The 14,289-nt window shown below is 44.9% G+C and carries 14 protein-coding genes and 1 pseudogene; 9 read left to right on the top strand and 6 right to left on the bottom strand.

Features of this window, described 5'->3' with window-relative positions; genetic code table 11:
- Nucleotides 1-33 precede the first annotated feature (33 nt).
- A pseudogene (locus tag SFV55_RS30225) lies at nt 34-420 on the top strand (DUF5615 family PIN-like protein).
- A 396-nt stretch (nt 421-816) separates the two neighbouring features.
- On the opposite strand, the gene SFV55_RS14920 reads toward SFV55_RS30225, so the two are convergent.
- On the bottom strand, nt 817-1,278 hold the full coding sequence (locus SFV55_RS14920; protein WP_320030317.1) for a DUF1569 domain-containing protein: 462 nt from the start codon (nt 1,276-1,278) through the stop codon (nt 817-819).
- A 288-nt stretch (nt 1,279-1,566) separates the two neighbouring features.
- Between SFV55_RS14920 and SFV55_RS14925 the strand changes: the two genes are divergently transcribed.
- On the top strand, nt 1,567-1,773 hold the full coding sequence (locus SFV55_RS14925) for a hypothetical protein (protein ID WP_320030318.1): 207 nt from the start codon (nt 1,567-1,569) through the stop codon (nt 1,771-1,773).
- Between the two features lie 159 nt (nt 1,774-1,932).
- On the opposite strand, the gene SFV55_RS14930 is transcribed toward SFV55_RS14925, so the two are convergent.
- Complete coding sequence (locus tag SFV55_RS14930) at nt 1,933-2,436, bottom strand: fasciclin domain-containing protein (RefSeq protein ID WP_320030319.1); 504 nt, start codon at nt 2,434-2,436, stop codon at nt 1,933-1,935.
- Nucleotides 2,437-2,640: 204 nt separating this feature from the next.
- Here SFV55_RS14930 and SFV55_RS14935 point away from each other — a divergent pair, with 204 nt between their 5' ends.
- A complete protein-coding gene (locus SFV55_RS14935; RefSeq protein WP_320030320.1) occupies nt 2,641-3,066 on the top strand; it encodes a DUF4174 domain-containing protein in 426 nt (141 codons plus the stop codon).
- Between the two features lie 355 nt (nt 3,067-3,421).
- Here the strand turns inward: SFV55_RS14935 and SFV55_RS14940 are convergent, their stop codons facing one another.
- The 3 genes from SFV55_RS14940 to SFV55_RS14950 form a co-directional block, all read right to left on the bottom strand.
- Nucleotides 3,422-4,735: a TlpA disulfide reductase family protein gene (locus SFV55_RS14940; RefSeq protein ID WP_320030321.1), complete on the bottom strand. Its 1,314-nt coding sequence runs from the start codon at nt 4,733-4,735 to the stop codon at nt 3,422-3,424.
- 618 nt (nt 4,736-5,353) lie between these two features.
- A complete protein-coding gene (locus SFV55_RS14945) occupies nt 5,354-6,064 on the bottom strand; it encodes a hypothetical protein (RefSeq protein ID WP_320030322.1) in 711 nt (236 codons plus the stop codon).
- Between the two features lie 129 nt (nt 6,065-6,193).
- Entirely contained in the window at nt 6,194-6,703 is a 510-nt protein-coding gene (locus SFV55_RS14950) for a sulfatase/phosphatase domain-containing protein (protein WP_320030323.1), read from the bottom strand.
- 262 nt (nt 6,704-6,965) lie between these two features.
- Here SFV55_RS14950 and SFV55_RS14955 point away from each other — a divergent pair, with 262 nt between their 5' ends.
- From SFV55_RS14955 to SFV55_RS14975, 5 genes are all read left to right on the top strand, one after another.
- Nucleotides 6,966-8,405 carry a PKD domain-containing protein gene (locus tag SFV55_RS14955; RefSeq protein ID WP_320030324.1) on the top strand — a complete coding sequence of 480 codons (1,440 nt, stop codon included), beginning with the start codon at nt 6,966-6,968 and terminating at the stop codon, nt 8,403-8,405.
- Between the two features lie 287 nt (nt 8,406-8,692).
- Nucleotides 8,693-9,667, top strand: a complete 975-nt coding sequence (locus SFV55_RS14960) for a DUF1593 domain-containing protein (RefSeq protein ID WP_320030325.1) — start codon at nt 8,693-8,695, stop codon at nt 9,665-9,667.
- 160 nt (nt 9,668-9,827) lie between these two features.
- The gene (locus SFV55_RS14965; RefSeq protein ID WP_320030326.1) at nt 9,828-10,274 is read left to right on the top strand and encodes an AAA family ATPase; all 447 of its coding nucleotides are present in this window, start codon (nt 9,828-9,830) and stop codon (nt 10,272-10,274) included.
- Nucleotides 10,264-11,028 (top strand): tRNA(His) guanylyltransferase Thg1 family protein, encoded by a 765-nt coding sequence (locus tag SFV55_RS14970; protein ID WP_320030327.1) that lies wholly within the window; start codon nt 10,264-10,266, stop codon nt 11,026-11,028. Before SFV55_RS14965 ends, SFV55_RS14970 begins: the two co-directional genes overlap by 11 nt.
- A gap of 171 nt (nt 11,029-11,199) precedes the next feature.
- Complete coding sequence (locus tag SFV55_RS14975) at nt 11,200-12,150, top strand: SH3 domain-containing protein (RefSeq protein WP_320030328.1); 951 nt, start codon at nt 11,200-11,202, stop codon at nt 12,148-12,150.
- A 126-nt stretch (nt 12,151-12,276) separates the two neighbouring features.
- Here the strand turns inward: SFV55_RS14975 and SFV55_RS14980 are convergent, their stop codons facing one another.
- A complete protein-coding gene (locus SFV55_RS14980) occupies nt 12,277-13,218 on the bottom strand; it encodes a hypothetical protein (RefSeq protein WP_320030329.1) in 942 nt (313 codons plus the stop codon).
- Nucleotides 13,219-13,476: 258 nt separating this feature from the next.
- On the opposite strand from SFV55_RS14980, the gene SFV55_RS14985 reads away from it, so the two are divergent.
- Nucleotides 13,477-14,025, top strand: coding sequence for a hypothetical protein (locus SFV55_RS14985; RefSeq protein ID WP_320030330.1), 549 nt, complete (start codon nt 13,477-13,479; stop codon nt 14,023-14,025).
- Nucleotides 14,026-14,289: the final 264 nt, after the last annotated feature.

Genomic DNA, 14,289 nt, shown 5'->3' on the forward strand with positions numbered 1-14,289 from the left:
AAACGAAATCATCATTGAAGTACAGACGGCGGCATGATCAGCGTCAAAGGCCTGAAATATTTAACGGATGAAAACATCGATGTTGAACTGCTCGAATTTTTGAGGGAGCAGGGTTTTGATGTTTTCGACATCAAAGAAGCCCGGCTTTTTCGCTTGTCAGATCGGAAAATTCTTGAAATGGCCCACAATGAGTAAAGGGTTGTAATCAGTCAAGATAGTGATTTTGGCACCTTGATATTCAGAGACAGCGTCCCATTCTGGGGGATAATTTATTTGCGGCCTGGGCATGCATCTCCTGATACACATGTACAAACCATGAGGACCATTTTGGAGACGAACCCTGACCTTTCTTTACCTTTTTTGATTGTTGGCGAAAATCACGGTGAAAAAGTAAAATTGAGAATTCGTATTTTTGAATAGGTAGTGTAAATGGTGAAGGTGTTTTATCTTTCGCCCGTTCTGGTGAAACCAAGTCAACAAGTGATGCAAGGGCAAGTTAGCAGCACTGACCCAATGGGTAAAGACCCGCCAGGATCAGTGCCCATTGTTTAGGATTTGAAATTGACGCGGCAATGCGTTTTGATAGTCAGGGGTTTAGCAAATAAGGTTGCTCCTCACGGGATCACAACTTCTTTTTCAAAAGCCTCATCCTTAAAGATTCATTTAAGAGTGAGGCTTTTTTGTTGCAAAGATCAATGCTAACTCGTATCTAACATCTTAAAGTCGACCCCTCCACCAGATCGCCAAGCCTTCTACTCCCCTCACCTCTATCACCCCTCTAAAGGACGTATCTACGACCAAGAGTCCCTTTTTCGCCTAATTGCTGAATTGTTTAAGGTGGTAATCCATATGAACAAACACCAATTTTCCCCACTCATTGGCGGTCAATTTACCCAATAAGGGGTGGGGGTGTAGGGAATCTTGTTGGTTTTTAAATTCAGCCAACAGGTTCAACAAAATCATTCTATCATTTTCAAAACCAGTTGGTAAGGTTCCAGCATTGCCGATTCCTTGTTGTTGTTCCTTGATTGTGGTTAGGTTTTTGGGCATTTCTTTCATCAAATAAATGGCCACCCATTTGTAGATGGTTCTGTAGTACAAATTGGTTTTGGTTAAAGTTGGTTTTTGGTTTAAGGCAAGCCGCAACTGGTCTGAAAGGTGACACAGCATTTGTTCGACTGACATTGTGCCAAACAGCCTGGGGCTATTGATGGTAAGCTGTTGTATCCGATTGAGCATGTATTCGTATGCTTCCTGCTTGTTGATGTTCTTTTGCATGTGGCAATTCGTTTTAGATGACGATGCAAAGTTCCATCAATCAAGAACCAATCGGCAGGACAAATGTCCAAAAGTGATGTTGTTCAGATTTTTCGTTTACGGCTTGCGGGCGGCTTTTATTCTCCGCAATATTTGCGGGTTAATTCGTTTAAACGGCCCGTTTTTATCGCTCTCCTGGCCATGTACTTGAACAAAGGTTCCGCGATTTTTTGAAGCCCAACCATACGTTTTGTCCTCCCCATTGTGGTTAATGCAATAGCGCATTAGCCCTTTATTGATAAAGCCGACATGCTTGCAAACCTGGCCCCCCGCCAAAAAGAACGCTCCTTTTTTAAGTTGTTTTTCTTTAAAGAGTTCCTTGACCCAATCAATCTCGGTTTAGGTCAAGTCAATAATGGATTGTATGTGGCTAATCAATTGCGCTGTCATCCTTGGCTCACTGTCGAAATTACCGCCAACACGCTGCGGCTTTACGAAGTTCTGAAAAAAAAATGAACCCAACAAGGAATTTTAGGGCCTGGAACGCCCTGGGGAGGGAGGCTTTGCTAGAGCTGGCTGTGCTGCAACACAAACCTTTGGGGGTATGAATGGGTGAATTGGAAGGGCTTTGCTTTTAAAGCGCCTTCCAATTCAATACTAAAACACTGTGCTCAATTATTTCGGTAATACTACAGTGTCAATGACATGGATTACACCGTTTGAGCCGGTCAAATCAGTCGCGGTAACGAAAGCAACACCACCGTTTTCGTCCGTCAGTTTCACTTTCTTCTTCTCCAAAGACGCGGTGAGTTTACCTCCACTTACCGTGGTCAGCACAACTTTTCCCTTACCTTTTTTGATGGCAGCCAAAACAGCCTTGGCATTCAAGTTGCCAGCCACTACGTGGTAAGTTAAAATTTGTGCAAGCTTAGCCTTATTGGCTGGCTCCAACAAAGAAGCAACGGTGCCGGCAGGCAATTTGTCGAAAGCTGCATTGACCGGGGCAAACACGGTGAAAGGTCCCTGTCCACTCAGCGTCGTAACAAGATCAGCTGCTTTGAGGGCTGCTACCAAGGTAGTGTGGTCGGCAGAACCAACGGCAATTTCTACAATTGATTTGGTTTGGGCGAAGCTTGTAGTTGATACAAGCAAGGAAAAAATAAAAAAGAAATGTTTCATTTCGATATGGTTTGCCTGCCTAACAGAACCAATGGGTAAAGGTTTTAGAAAATGGTGTACTGGTGAATCTTTCTATTGAAAAGACAAAAAAGCGACATCTTTGGGCAGCGAACAATTGTTGAGCAATTTAGTTGAGTTGAATGGTCAATTTAGGGGCGGTTACGTTCTAGCTGGTCAACATTTGCATCATTTATTCCCATTCCTATGAATAGTTCAATGTTTTGCTTCATTTCCTGTTTAGCCTTTGGCGTATTGGGTGGCTCCACCCTTTTTGCTCAACCATTGGAGCAGTACCGCTGGAAAAATCGCATTTTATTGGTTTTTGCTCCTGATCCTCAAGACCAGCAGCTCAAGGAACAACTGTCACTGCTTCAGCCCAGCCGTGCTGGGCTATTGGAGCGGGACCTGAAGGCAATTGTCGTAAATCCAAAATCAGACACCAATGTAACTGCTGCCGATGACAAGCATTTGTACCAAGTTTACAAGGTTGAAAAAGAAACTTTTAGAGTCGTGCTCATCGGCAAAGATGGTACTGAAAAATTAAGAACCAGTCAGCCTATTTCTCCCGCTGAGCTTTTCCGGATCATCGATGCAATGCCCATGCGACAATCAGAGCTGAAGCGGAATTGAAGGGTGGGCATTGACCTGGTTTGTCCTAGTCAGGGCCCAGTTCGGGCAGGATGAGTGGATAAAGCGGAAGCGTACCTGTATAGCAGTGTTCGGAATTATGTGTTTGAAAATGAGGGGTGTTTGCTGGAACTAGACTTACTGGAGTCGTATTTGCCAAGGAGTAGTTTTGTGTATCTGCCAGGGGTTGATGGTCAAGAATGAAGAGAGGTGATGGATTTTCTTTAGCATCGTGCAAGCTCTTGCGTCTTGAAGACGCAGAGATAATAGGTGCAGGTTATGAGACACTGCACCAGCGTTGCGTTTTGGAGTTCATAGGGAAGACTTGGACGAGCGGGAGAAGTCAAACCAGAATACCTCACTCCTTCAATGCTGAAAGCAATTGCTGAAAAAGCCTGTCCCCCTCACTTGGCGCAAAAGCATTGGGCGTTTGTACCTTGCCATCTTTGCCAATTATCATATAAGTTGGATAAGATCGCAATTGGGAGCTTGGATCAACTTTTCGCCAAAAATCATTCAGCACTGCTTCATTGAGTAAATAATGATAGCCACTTAAGTTAAAGTACTTTGCAGTTTCTTGCCAATGTGGTAGCGGGTTCCTGGTTTTTTCATGGGCTAAATACAAGTAGGCTACTGCCTCGTTTTTAAGTTTATCCTTTAAAGCAGGCAGGTGTTTAAATTCTTCTCGGCAGGGGCCGCACCAGGTACCCCAGATATCGACCAAAATCACTTTCCCAACAAATTCTTTACGATGAATGATTTCATCCAGGGAATTGAACAATAATTCCGGTTCATAAAAATGGACCATTGGCAATTGTTCATTGGTTCGTTTCATGTTTTTTTCTATCTCCTTCATTTTGAGGGCAATGCGTTCTAAATATGGGCTTTGGGGAAACTTTTGAATGAATTTTTCAAATAAAAAGCTTAAATTTTCAAAATCGCCATCTTCTTGTGACTGGTAAATTCTATTGGCGAGAGCTTTTTCAAATGCAGCATCGCACAGCTCTTGTTCACAAAGGACATAAAAAGGTTTATTGTATTTATCCTTCCCCAATAACTCCATCAACTCGTCCATGGATGAGGTTCCAAATTGTTTCAACCAGTAGCTGGAGTCCTGTCCGAGGCCAATTTGAAACTTCCTTTCCAGGTGAGCATGCCAGCTTCCAATGTAATGATTATAATAAGGCCCGAACTTGTGGTCAGGAGCACAAGATTTGCTTTTAAATAAACTATCGTTTCTATTGCTCCAGCTTAAATTATATTGTTTAAGGCTTTTATATCCCACTTCGAGCCCTGCCTTAATTTTCAAAAGCAGGTAGTAATATTCAATTTCGGCTTCCAGAAATTGGTAACTTTCTTTGGCCATTTGGTTTTGCAGGGTTTTTAATAGTTGCTTTTCATGTAGCTCCTCCAGGTGAAAAATGGAGTCAACAAAACGGGAATTGGTTTTTTCCTCAGGCTTTAATTTTCTGAACCTTTCATGGTAATTTGGAAAAGGTCGGCTGTTGATGAATTGGTTTTCCAGACCTAGTTTGCCCCGAAAAACCAGGGAGTTTGCTTTATCCGTACAATCCAAATCAAGGGATAACGTATCGCTCGACGAATTTAAAAGAAGAATTATAGGTTCGCCTGCAATGAGTAACTCAGCAACACGGATTTCCTGGATGTGCACATGGCTTATAAAATGCCCCTTTGCGGTCACTGGAATCTTGACATTGTCACTCTGAAGATGAAATCTCCCAAAAAGAACATTTAATTGAATTTCATTTTGAGTGCAATGTTTTAGATTTCCCAACAGAACCATGGCATTTAGGCTGCTTGAATAAGATAGCGCCAAAATGACCAGTATCTGAACACTAATGTTTGATTTATTCAAGGTGTTCAAAATGAGTGATTTAATGGTCAAATCATTTTGTGGAACAGCGTTTAATTCCAGTCGTACAATTTCAGAGCATGTCTAAATATTTTTGTTTTAGGCGAAAATGAGGTCGATTTAGGGGGAATGAGGCACGAAAAGCGGAGTGTAGCAGCACTACATGAGCATTTTCGGAACGAAATTCACCCTAAATCGGGACATTTGCAGCAAAACAAAAATTTTTAGACATGCGCTCAGACTTTCCTTGAACAAAGATCAGAAAATCGAAACAATTGCAACTAAAAAATGCAGCTTTATGTTTTATACACAATTCCGGATGAATCATGTTGGAGATTCCTGAAGTTTTCTTTGTGAAAAGAATGTCGCTTTAGAATGGTATTGAAAATTCGGGATGACGACTCAGCTTGGTTATGGCTACAGTTGAATTCCGTTGATAGAATACCCCAAAAAGTTGCCGATGGACTGATTTTTGAGCACCACCCGGTAGCGGCGGTTGGTAGATCCCGTTAGTACAAAGACTTTCTGAACTTCATCTTTACCCAGAACATGAGACTGGAAAGGCTGCGCACTGTTGCCGTTGTAAACAAAAATGTTACCAACGGCTTGACCGGAAGTTCGGTGCACGATGATGCGCACCTGATCTCCGCAGGCGGGGCTCAACTCGACCGATTTTTGGGTCTGCCCAGAGAGGTTGCCCGTAACGGGTGCACTGCCCGGTGCCAGCGAAGTGGTGATGCCAATGATTTTGCATTCGTAATCACTTTTCAAGCCTACGGATGAGTTGCTGATGACCACTTTTACTTCTTTTCCGTTCACATTGGTAGCGGTATAACGTTCGGTTCGGGCGTAGGTAACCCCATTGGGGAAGCTAAGGGTTGATTTTAAAACATCATCGACATAAATTTTTGCCAGGGTTTCGGCGCCACTGGGGTTTTTGGTGACTTCAACGACTACCTGATCGGTATTGGGGGTTACGGTAACCCTCGCTGGTCCTGCAGGCAATACGGTACCACTTCGTTCGGCCAAAATGGATTCACAGCCATTGGCTTGACCATACCCGCTGGAAAGGTTGAGCGCGAATACCAGACAAATGGGAATCAATGCAAACAGGCGGCAGTTTTTCATAGTCTTGAGTTTTGAAGATGAAAATAATGATGCAATATTATGCACCATTTGCCTGCGGCGAATCATACTTTTGGGTGAATTTTTAGTTGGATTATCTTTTACTCCCACCAACTGGACGTGCTTCCTTTTTCAAAGTTTGGTCAAATGCAGCCAGTGCATTTTTAAGCTCATTGGCATTTCTGGGTATTCCTGGATAACATTTTTGCTTTCTGAAACATTTTTCTTCAAGTTATAAAGTGCTTCGGTTTGTTGGAATGTTTCCGTCTTCCCATTTTTCCCATTTTTTCCTGGATTGGTAGCAACGGCATCCCTAATGGGTAAAATGTATTTCCAGTTGCCCTTCCGGATAGCGGATGGTTTTTCATTGGAATAATAATAAAAATACCGCTTGTTCAGCTTTTTTATCTTCTTGCCTTGTAGGGCAGGGAAAATATTCATCCCATCAATCTTTTTGGCGGGCAATGGGGTTCCGGTAAGGTGGCAAATGGTAGGAAGAGTATCCATACTGGTAACTAAATCATGGGAAACCTTTCCCTTGGGAATTACCCCAGGCCAGGACACAAGGCACCCTGAACCCGCCTTCGAAGACATCAAACTTCCTGCCCCTGAGAATGCCTGCACTTCCGCCATGATTGCCATATTTATTGGCTTTTGCTTGATGAAATCGACGGAATGTTCGGTATCCCGTTTGGTCAAAGTGCTTTGATCAGCCGGTAATTGGGAAGACTTTTACGAGCGGGTCGGTAAACAACTTTTGCGTTTTGCAATAATTCCTCTAATTTTGGCAACAAAAAGTATGCGTACTTTCCGTTCCTAAGCCTGGTTTTTCTTTTTATTTCTTGCTATCAAATTAATTTTCGCAGAAAAAACAATCAATAGTACACCATACAATCAAAACCCAATGAAGAAGTTGTTATCCTATATTTTTATTGTATTCAGTATTTTAGGATGTAAAAAAGAGCCCGTTGAAGTGCTGCTTGCCGATTTTGACTATGCCTCCTCTACGGGAACCACGATCTGCAGTGTAGCCCCATGTACCCTTTCTTTTACGAACAAATCTACGCCTTCAGAAGGGCTGAGCTACTTGTGGGAATTTGGCGATGGAAGCAGCTCAAGCGAAAAAAATCCTACCCATACTTTTGAAAAGGCAGGGGTTTATCAAATCAGATTGAGCATCAAAAGCAAAAGCGGATCAAGTTCTTCTAGCCAAAAAAGCATTGAATTTAAAGCTACGCCTACGTTTACCAAAAGTTTTCCGGCCAGGCCAGGAGAAACGATCACTGCCAACTTCTGTACTACCTTTTCCGATGGTGATTTCTTAATTGTTGGCCAAAGAATCCTCAACAACAACAATACTGAACTCTACATTTTAGGGCTGGACAATCCCACTGGAGAAGTCAAACCGGGATACCCTAAATCTTTTCCAATTGCTGCTGATGTACTTCCTCAAGCCATCGTCAGGCTCTCCAATGGGGGCTTTGCCCTGACGGGAAGAAAATTAGGCAACCAACAAACTTCAGATCAAGGCGTATTGATGGTTTTGGACGATCAAGCTAATTTATTACCTACTTATCCCCTGGTTTTTGATGCCAAACAACTGCGGGAAGGGACCGGAATCGTTCAGCTACCGGATGAGAGTTTGATCATAGTAGGTTCGGCTACCCCGCAAGGCAATTTTGGTGAACTTGCTTTATTAAAAACCAACCTCAGCGGGAAAATTGCCGCAGGGTATCCTCGTACTTATGGTTTTCAGTTCGGGAGTACAGCCCATAACGTCAAAATTATGGACAATAACCTGGTCATTAGTGGGGAAACCTGGCTGCCCAATAGAAATGCAGAAGGAGTCGTCCTGCTTACCGATCTGAACGGGGCCATCCAGCCTGGTTTTCCACTCAGCAGGGGGACTACCGAGCCGGATTCCTTCATTAAAGCGCTGGGTAACAACCAACGGATTACCTTGGTTGGTTATTCGATTGATCCCGTAAGTACCAGGAAATCAATGTATATTGCCAACTTAAACAATGCATCAGCACTGAATTTTGAATTGGATCAATTGTACAAATCGGGCGTTGAATCAGAAGCACTGGACATCATGCGGCTGGATGATACTCGAATGGTTGTGCTAGGGGCAAGTTGGAAAGCCGTATCAGGTGATCGAGATCCTGTCTTGCTGTTTTTGGACAACAATGGCAAAGTCACCGCAGAATCGAATGCCTTCAACAGCAATCAAGATCAAAGACCCGTCGGTATCCTACCTACCGAAGACAAAGGAATACTCATCGTGGCCTTTGATTTTGCACAAATTGATGTCTTTAAGGTAAAAAGCAACGGCCAGTTTTGAGTAAAAAACCAAGGACTGAGTCCTCCTGAATTGTTTAGGAAACCTTAAAGCTCATTTCTTCATGGTTTTTAGTTTTGATAATGAAAATCATGATGCAATATTATGCACCATTTGCCTGCGGCGAATCCTACTTTGGGGCGAATTTTCAGGGGGGCTTGGGCGAGCGGTGCATACGGGTATCTGCTTGTCACGCTCCTTTGAAAAAATCAATCCTGTGGTTGGAATTCACGAACTTAGTTTTTATATAAAATATTTATGCTGTGTATTTGAATGTAAATATATATTTTATGGCAATTGAAGGCGTTAGGGTAAAATGCACACATGGTCTCTTATTGCTATTCCTCACCGTTGTCTACTCAACAGCAACTGCTCAAAGACATTTGCCGAACATTGTGGTAAGCACCGATATTGGCGGGAGCGACCCCGATGATTATCAGTCGATGGTGCATTTGTTGATGTATGCGGATCGCTTCAACATCAAAGGCTTGATCAGTTCTCCGCCCCATGGAGGCAGAAAGCAGCATATCGTAGAAGTAATTCAGGCTTATGAAAAAGATTACACCAAGCTCATTAAGCACGCTGAAAATTTTCCAAGCCCACAAGACCTGTATCGGGTGACCAAACAGGGGGCTACAGCGATACAAACCCACCACATTCCAGACAAACCCAGCGAAGGCGCAAAATGGATGATCAAAAAAGCCAGGGAAAATAAACGGCAACCCTTGTACATCCTGGTTTGGGGTTCAATGACCGATGTTGCTCAAGCCATTCACCACCGACCTGGGATTAAAAAGAACATCCGGATTTATTCAATCGGTTCCTGGAATACGGTACAGGATACAAATTCAAGAAATTACCTCTATCATCAACACCCGGATTTATGGTGGATTGAAAACAATTCAAGCTTTCGGGGAATGTACCTGGGTGGATATCAGGAAGGAGATTATGGAAATGAATCTTTTGTAGCAGCTCACGTGAAAGGTCACGGCGCATTGGGGGAATTATTCTGGGAAAAGAAAAAGGACATAAAAATGGGTGACACGCCTTCAGTATTGTATTTTTTACATGGGGACATCAACAATCCGGAAGCAGAAAGTTGGGGTGGTTCATTTAGTAAAAATGCGCATGGTCCAAATTTTTGGACTGATAATTCTGCTGATTCACTCCGGCAAAATGACCGAGCTGGGGCAAAAACGGTTAATAAATTCCGCAAAGCGTATCTGGATGATTGGAGCAAAAGAATGCAATGGCTAAAAGATTGAAGTAGTCAATCTGGTATGTTTGAAAAAGTTTCAGCTTTGCGCTTAATGTAAATCTACGCAGGGCCCTGCGGCTCTACCGTGCCGTCTAATTCTACAATTGATCGTTTCCCCGCCCTTGGAATCTTTCACCCCCCATCCTTGTTTACCCTCCAAAAACCTCATGCAAGCCATCCTTTTCATCGGCATCCAAGCCACTGGAAAAACCACCTTTTACCTCAACAACTTCTTTCGCACCCACGTCCACATCTCTCTGGATCAGCTCAACACGCGCAATAAGGAAGCCCAGTTTATCGACACCTGTTTGAGTACCCAGCAGGCTTTCGTGGTCGACAATACCAACCCGACCCGCGCCGAGCGGAAAGGCTACATCGATAAGGCCAAATCCCGGCATTTTCGGGTGATTGCGTATTACTTTCAATCCAGTCTGGAACAGGCGCTGAGGTGGAATGCCCAGCGTGAAGGCAAAGCCCGAATACCTGAAATTGGCATCAAGGGCACTTACCGCAAATTGGAACTTCCTACGCTGGATGAAGGTTTTGATGAACTGTATTACGTTGCCTACGAAGACAACGAGTGGCAAGTCAAAACCTGGAACAATGAAATTTGACGATTTAGACCTCAAAATGCGGATCTACGAAACTGCTCCCGACCGCTGCGTAGTGCCCAATATGTACATGGTGGCGCGGCTGGACGGACGCAATTTTACCCGGCTCACCAAGGAGACTTATGCCTTCGAAGCCCCATTTGACGAAAAATTCCGGGATTTGATGATCGACACCCTCAAACACTTGATGAACTGTGGCTTCAAAGTCATTTATGGCTATACCGAAAGTGATGAAATCTCCTTGTTGTTTGATTTGAATGAAAATACCTTTGGCCGCAAACACCGCAAATACAACTCCATTTTGGCCGGAGAGGCCAGCGCCAAATTTTCCAGTTTGCTGGGTGGTATGGGTGTTTTTGATTGCCGCATTTCGGAGTTGCCCACGGCACAGTTGGTGGTGGATTATTTTCGCTGGCGCAACGAAGACGCCTACCGCAATGCCCTCAACGCCCACTGTTACTGGCGTTTGCGGCAGGAGCAACTGAACAGCAGCCAGGCTACCCGACAGCTCGAAAACATGAGTGTGGCGCAGAAAAATGAACTCTTGTTTCAGCGTGGGATCAATTTCAACGATTTGCCCAATTGGCAAAAACGGGGAATCGGGGCCTATTGGAAGCGGTATTCCAAGGAGGGACTGAATCCAGTTTCGGGCCAAAATGCCCGGGTAGAACGCAGCACTTTGTACATTGATCTGGACTTGCCGATGCGGGAAAATTACAGCCAGATGCTGAGTAGTTTTCTGGGGGTTAAAGGATAGGAGAGGGCTAGAGGACGTCCAAGGCTATGTCTCGTGCCGCAACCCCCAAATCCCCCACCCAGAATATCCCTCCCCACTCCACATTTTTACAAAAAGCCATATCTTGCTCGCGCATCCGTGTAGTGCCCATCCTTGCACGGCTCCGCACCCGATTCACCGAACAACATCAACATGAAAAAAATCAACCCACCTAACCCATACCAACCCAGCACCATTTTCATCACCCTGCTATTGCTTTTTACCTCAGCCCAGCACTTAAACGCACAAGCCAAAGCCCCTTCCCAAGACACGACCTGTCCATCCTGGCATTACCGGGAAGACATCGTACCCGAGTACTTCAAGCCAGGCTTCCAAACCGCCATTTTTGGCAACAATGTCAATGTACGGAAGTCCCCATCACCCACAGGCGCCGTGCTGGAGATGCTGCCCATTGGTCAAGCCGTAGAGGTTATCGCAGTTGACACCGCGCGCCTTACCCTCAATGGCCGCACGGCGGCTTGGCATTTGGTGGCCTGGTCGAACGCCAAAAAGGAGCAAAAGCAAGGTTGGGTTTGGGGCGGGTACCTGTCCTTGGCGGGAGGGGGCTGTCCAGGTCAGCTGAGCTTTTTGCTGGGCTGCACCGAGGTAAAAAAAAGCGAGCAGGGCTGGTGGAATCGGTATGTGCACGAAATAAAGGCCGTCAAGGACTTTCAGATGGTGGACAAAATCCAATTGCCGGAGGTACGCCTTGGTGAAGCGCAGGGTTTTTATTTTGGCATCCAGTCATCAAGGGGATTACCCGAGGTGCAACATGTACTGCTTTTCGACTGGTCGCAGGGTACGTGTGGAGGGCTGCAAGAGAGCATTTATGCGTTGTGGACCAAAGCCGGCCATTTTCAATTGCTCCCGCCCTTGAGATCAATGGGCGAAGCGGGCTTTTATGCACAAACTGAACAGTACATTTTTCCCGATGAAACAGAGAATGTGAAATACAAATATCCCTTGATGTACCTCCTGGAAAAACCGGAAAACAAATCCGCTATCCTTTATATGAAAGAAGACAGCAATGGCGATGAAAACGGAGCTGGCGTTTCCATTTCAATCACCAAGCTCAAATTGGTCAACAATGTTTGGAGAAAGTGAGGCGGCATCAGCTAGTCTGCAATTGGAGTTGCACCCAGAGAATTCAACAAGCTCGGGAAAAGCGCAAAAAAGGTAAAAGGGAATGAATCCCCACCCATTGCTACCTTAGCGCCCCAGCTACAGCTTTTACCAATTCAACGCATTTTTGCCCATTGGATTGGCGCGAATGCCCAAACCCAAAAAACGCTGATCAGAGAAATACCGAATGTTGTAATAGTCTGGCCCAGTGTAGGCACGCAAGAAAAAGGATAGATCAGATTGTTTGCGGAAAGGTTGGAATTCCAGGCTAAGCTGGTAAGCGCTGGCGGGTTCAAAGCGGCTGCCATTGCCCAACATCACATCCAAACGAGTGGCAAGCTGGATGGTCGGGCTCAAATTGAATTCATTTTCGAGCAAAATCCGTTGGTTGTAATACAATTCAGCGAGGTTTTCTTCTCTGGTGGCATAAAAGTGTTGTTCGAAGGAAATACGACCATTGATCGAAAATCCATTGCCTCCGCCACTTATATCCGTCCACTGTAGTCCCAGCTCGCAGTAATCGGTCGTAAAATTTCCACTGCCAAAATTAATTCTGCGGGTTCCAGGTACAAAGAAGTCCTCTTTTTGACCATTGGAATGGTGGGCCAATCTATACACGATGAACAAACGATGCTGGGGCTTGATGAGCCATTTGGTAAGTTTTGCACTGGCTAATTTTGAGGATTTTATGCGCTGGAATAAAGTAAGGGTAGGCATAAATGAAGGCGTTTTGATGGGGAAGCTTTCATTGTCGGCCATACGCAGGATGATTTTGGGGGCAACACTCAGGGCAAACCTGCTGCTATCGCCAAATCGAACCCAATAAACTGGCGCAATTTGCGCCTCCATAAAGTTGCCTCGCTCTATTTCGTCACTGCTGTTCTGGTTACGGGTAGGGATGTTACCGCGCATGAGCTGAATGTAAGATCGCTCGCTCACCGTATGCAGCAGGTTGTTTGAAAAAGTGCTTTGGTCTTGAGCCACAGCAGGCAGCGCTCCAAACGACAACAAGAAAAAAACCAGGGTGTAAAGCGTAGATGGGTGCTTCATGAATGGGTGTGTTTTTAAGGAATGGGTGTCATTCAACTCGCCAAAAGTAGCAATGTTCACAAAATCCATGCTCACCTGAATAGGTGATATTGTTAGCCTATTCCTCTGCGCGCAGGTACTAATGAGCTTGCACTGGCCACAGCCCCCTCACTTAAAAGCCTGCTCATAAGCCCGGATGACCCGAACATTGGGAGAACTATCCCCCGAGTTCACAAACACGGTGATTACAACATCCTCCGGAAAACAGTAATAATAGGCATGAATTCTCCCGCTCGCCCAAGTCTTCCCCATTATCCCATGCCACAACGCTGGTGTAGCCCAGCGATTAATGACATCGAGCGGTTATCTGCCTTGCTCATGCTCAAACACATTTGGGAGCCACAATTCGTTCTTGAGCATCCTGAATTGATCTTTATTCACCTGGAGCCCAAAAACCAAGAGGTTAGCGACTTTGTCGTTTCTCTGCTTGCATATCTTTTCAAAAACGCCGAGATTGAGCGGGAAACCATCAACAGATTCATTAAGCACTTTCCAGACAATTTAAATCACAAAGCGATGACTGCTTACGACATGATTCAAGCGGAAGGAATCGAAAAAGGCATCGAGCAAGGTGCTGAGCTCAAAGAGCGCGAATTCATCAAAAACCTATGGTCATTCCAGGAGTTTTCCCTGGAGAAAATTGCCTTGCTATCTGGCACTAGCTTGGAGCGCGTAATCGAAATTCTTTCAGTACATCTACAGACTGAGGGGCTAAGTGAGGCTGTTGCTGCTCAAACACTGGAAGCTTATCAGGCTAAGTTTGTTTAGGTTGAGCTTGCACTACACGATGGTCCAAGTCTTCCCCATTATCCCAAGCCACAACGCTGGTGCAGCCCAGCGATTAATGAGGAAGACTTGGTCGAGCGGGGGCTGCCTTTCAGCCGGGTTACCCCAAGCCTGTTTTTCGGAGACCCTGATCACCCCCGTCTTCTTTTCATCAAAATCATCATCTTTCAAGCTCACTTCACTCAAGAAATCCCGAGTAAAGTGGGATAAGACCACGAATTTCTGGCGAGAAACCCATCATATTGA

Origin of the sequence: Haliscomenobacter sp., assembly GCF_033763495.1 — a bacterium.
Taxonomy (GTDB): Bacteria; Bacteroidota; Bacteroidia; order Chitinophagales; family Saprospiraceae; genus Haliscomenobacter.

Excerpts from the sequence above, each read along its gene's own strand:
- SFV55_RS14965 (WP_320030326.1), top strand. The coding sequence starts at position 9,828 with ATGCAAGCCATCCTTTTCATCGGCATCCAAGCCACTGGAAAAACCACC.
- SFV55_RS14930 (WP_320030319.1), bottom strand. The coding sequence starts at position 2,436 with ATGAAACATTTCTTTTTTATTTTTTCCTTGCTTGTATCAACTACAAGC.
- SFV55_RS14935 (WP_320030320.1), top strand. The coding sequence starts at position 2,641 with ATGAATAGTTCAATGTTTTGCTTCATTTCCTGTTTAGCCTTTGGCGTA.
- SFV55_RS14925 (WP_320030318.1), top strand. The coding sequence starts at position 1,567 with ATGCTTGCAAACCTGGCCCCCCGCCAAAAAGAACGCTCCTTTTTTAAG.
- SFV55_RS14950 (WP_320030323.1), bottom strand. The coding sequence starts at position 6,703 with ATGGCAATCATGGCGGAAGTGCAGGCATTCTCAGGGGCAGGAAGTTTG.
- SFV55_RS14970 (WP_320030327.1), top strand. The coding sequence starts at position 10,264 with ATGAAATTTGACGATTTAGACCTCAAAATGCGGATCTACGAAACTGCT.
- SFV55_RS14975 (WP_320030328.1), top strand. The coding sequence starts at position 11,200 with ATGAAAAAAATCAACCCACCTAACCCATACCAACCCAGCACCATTTTC.
- SFV55_RS14945 (WP_320030322.1), bottom strand. The coding sequence starts at position 6,064 with ATGAAAAACTGCCGCCTGTTTGCATTGATTCCCATTTGTCTGGTATTC.
- SFV55_RS14955 (WP_320030324.1), top strand. The coding sequence starts at position 6,966 with ATGAAGAAGTTGTTATCCTATATTTTTATTGTATTCAGTATTTTAGGA.
- SFV55_RS14960 (WP_320030325.1), top strand. The coding sequence starts at position 8,693 with ATGGCAATTGAAGGCGTTAGGGTAAAATGCACACATGGTCTCTTATTG.
- SFV55_RS14980 (WP_320030329.1), bottom strand. The coding sequence starts at position 13,218 with ATGAAGCACCCATCTACGCTTTACACCCTGGTTTTTTTCTTGTTGTCG.
- SFV55_RS14920 (WP_320030317.1), bottom strand. The coding sequence starts at position 1,278 with ATGCAAAAGAACATCAACAAGCAGGAAGCATACGAATACATGCTCAAT.
- SFV55_RS14985 (WP_320030330.1), top strand. The coding sequence starts at position 13,477 with ATGAATTCTCCCGCTCGCCCAAGTCTTCCCCATTATCCCATGCCACAA.